This window comes from Halomonas sp. AOP43-A1-21 (assembly GCF_052376775.1).
Lineage (GTDB): Bacteria > Pseudomonadota > Gammaproteobacteria > Pseudomonadales > Halomonadaceae > Vreelandella > Vreelandella colorata.
The window spans coordinates 1-2,363 of record NZ_JBQSWC010000077.1; the positions used below are offsets into that span (position 1 = coordinate 1).

Consider the following 2,363-nt stretch of genomic DNA (forward strand, 5'->3'; position numbering starts at 1 on the left):
GTAGACCTTGCGATAGCCATATACACCGCCACTTTCAAGCCACGCATGCTTGATCAATCCCAATAGACGCTGATCATCCCGGTTTCGATTAGACAGTGCTTTTTTGCACCATGCATAGTAGCCGCTAGGATGCACGGCCATCATGCGGCACAAGCGCCGTACCGGATATTGGCTCGCATGCTTTTGAATAAACGCGTACCTCAGTCGGACTCCCTGGCGAAGTACGCGGTGGCCTTTTTTAATATATCTCGCTCTTCTGACACGCGTTTTAGTTCAGCCTTCAAACGACGGTTTTCCGCTTGGAGATCATCGTCTTCTTGCCGCTGTTCTACCGGCTTATCATAGCGCTTGATCCAGTGGTACAAGCTGTGGCCTGACACGCCTAAACGCTCAGCGACCTCGGCAACTCGATGGCCACGCTCTACCACCTGTTTAACGGCTTCGATTTTGAATTCTTCAGTGTAACGGGGACGGCTCATGGATCCTCCTAGATACCTTTAGTATACGGCCTGGAGGTGTCTACGAAACCTGGGGCGATTCAGTTTTATCGCATAAACTGCATGCAACGTTAGATGCAGCTTACCAAGCTCTGTCTAAAAAGTAGGCTCTCATGCATTGCTTGATACAGGCTAGTGTCAACATGGATTCTGGATTCGTAGAGTAACTGCAGCGTTTTGAAAATGGTATGGGCCTCTCAGTACAGCTGTATTTTACGGCTGGAGGCAATGCATTTTGAGATTGCGTACTTCAAACAGCGTAAGGCAAGCTGGGCGGTATCTGCTGCTTGAGCATAACTAACCGTCCGCTTTAACGAGTTGCTTACAAAACTATAATGGATTGCTATGGCTCGATACAGAACGCTGAAAAGCATTCAACGCCAAGGCTTTCGGCAGTTTTTTAGAATTTCATCCGCATACTGATGACGTACTTTTGAGTCAGGGTTATCCAGTGCTAGTGCCGTGTAATTTTTCATGCATTAACCGAAAAAACATGCGTACTTGTCCTCAGCCACGATGTTGAGGAAATCAGTAAACGACTTAACGTTAGGCGCCGGTTCATAGCCATGCCACTTGAGATCGGCTCGTTGCCAAAATATTTTCCAGCATCCTCGAGATTTTACAAAAGTGGCCTTTGCCACTGATGCTTCCATCTTCTGCGAAGGGTCACGCAAGTGCGGGCGTATCTCAAATAGCTCAATGCTCTGGCCCTCTATCCTGTATCCAAGATCAAGCTTGTGACGGATGTGTGCCGGAGGTCGGTGCACTTTTAAGAATGCTTCGATCTCTTTCTCACATTTTTTAATTTCAAATTCACTTAATGCCATAATGATTCACTGATTTCTGATAGTCACATTACGCTACGCTAATGCACACCGCCTGCGGTGTCACCATTGAACGGCTTGTTAGCAGACTCTGCCTGAAGACGCTCCACCAGCCACACTTTGATGATGGATTGGCGGGTAACACCGTAGCGCGCAGCCTCACGATCTAACGACTCCACAACCCAAGCCGGAAAATCGACGTTGATTCGCTTTTGTTCCTGATTAACGCGGCGAGCAGAGGACAGATCCAGGTCATCAATGATATCTTCTTGACCTTCCTCAAATTTTTTATCGAAGTCTTTAGCTTTCATAGAGCTCTACCTCTTTCTTACGGGAACGTCTAACTGAAATCAGACGAATGCGAGCACCCCTGTACGTGACGATAGCCGACCAGTGCTTTTCACCAATCTTGCCTACCAGCAAAAACCTCTGCTCATCCTCCGATATTGCGCGGAGCTCCAGCAGGTATGGATCTTTCCAAAGCTCTTGGGCAGCAACGAAATCGATACCGTGCTTGTCCAGGTTGCCCCGGCTTTTGGCTTCGTCGAATTCAAATTCTCCCATGAGTACAAATTATTCCTTTTTTACTCACTTCACAAGAGCTGGAAGGAGGCTGTAGCGGCTAGCGCTCGCATTTTCGACAGGCTTGGAGCGCAGCGGAACAGCGGTCAATTGCAGCGACTTGTTAGCTTTGTTTGCCAAGGTATTCTTTAGCGTACAGGCCAACTAAACTACGCCCAGGATTTTGACCGTTAATCCATTCATCAACGGAGAATAACTCAAACAATCCAACTTTAATCAAGGTCGGCACTGCGATCTTCAACTGCTCTTCTACCTCGCCACGCTCACCTGCGTTGTACAAAGCGACATTGCGGAGCATCGTGGCAACGGTACCTGTTTGTACCTTACTTCCATCTTTAAGGGTGACAGCGGGAAGCTCTTCTCCTTCGGCCACGATCTTTTTATTGATCGAACCAAGTTGCTCGGTATTTTCTGGTGAGCCTTCGGACATCTCGATCTCCTTCAATAGTTTTCGTAATAG

Annotated in this window: 4 protein-coding genes and 1 pseudogene; all 5 read right to left on the reverse strand. The window is 47.8% G+C overall.

Features of this window, described 5'->3' with window-relative positions; all coding sequences use genetic code 11:
- A pseudogene (locus tag ACT3R7_RS20565) lies at nucleotides 1-479 on the reverse strand (transposase); the annotation flags it as partial.
- A gap of 497 nt (nucleotides 480-976) precedes the next feature.
- A complete protein-coding gene (locus ACT3R7_RS20570; RefSeq protein WP_193092525.1) occupies nucleotides 977-1,324 on the reverse strand; it encodes a DUF3024 domain-containing protein in 348 nt (115 codons plus the stop codon).
- Nucleotides 1,325-1,362: 38 nt separating this feature from the next.
- Complete coding sequence (brnA, locus tag ACT3R7_RS20575) at nucleotides 1,363-1,632, reverse strand: type II toxin-antitoxin system BrnA family antitoxin (protein ID WP_193092526.1); 270 nt, start codon at nucleotides 1,630-1,632, stop codon at nucleotides 1,363-1,365.
- The gene (locus tag ACT3R7_RS20580) at nucleotides 1,622-1,885 is read right to left on the reverse strand and encodes a BrnT family toxin (protein ID WP_193092527.1); all 264 of its coding nucleotides are present in this window, start codon (nucleotides 1,883-1,885) and stop codon (nucleotides 1,622-1,624) included. The genes brnA and ACT3R7_RS20580 overlap by 11 nt, the downstream gene beginning before the upstream one ends.
- A gap of 121 nt (nucleotides 1,886-2,006) precedes the next feature.
- Nucleotides 2,007-2,363, reverse strand: a 357-nt coding sequence (locus ACT3R7_RS20585) for a DUF7709 family protein (RefSeq protein WP_496199453.1), incomplete at its 5' end; no start/stop codon positions are given.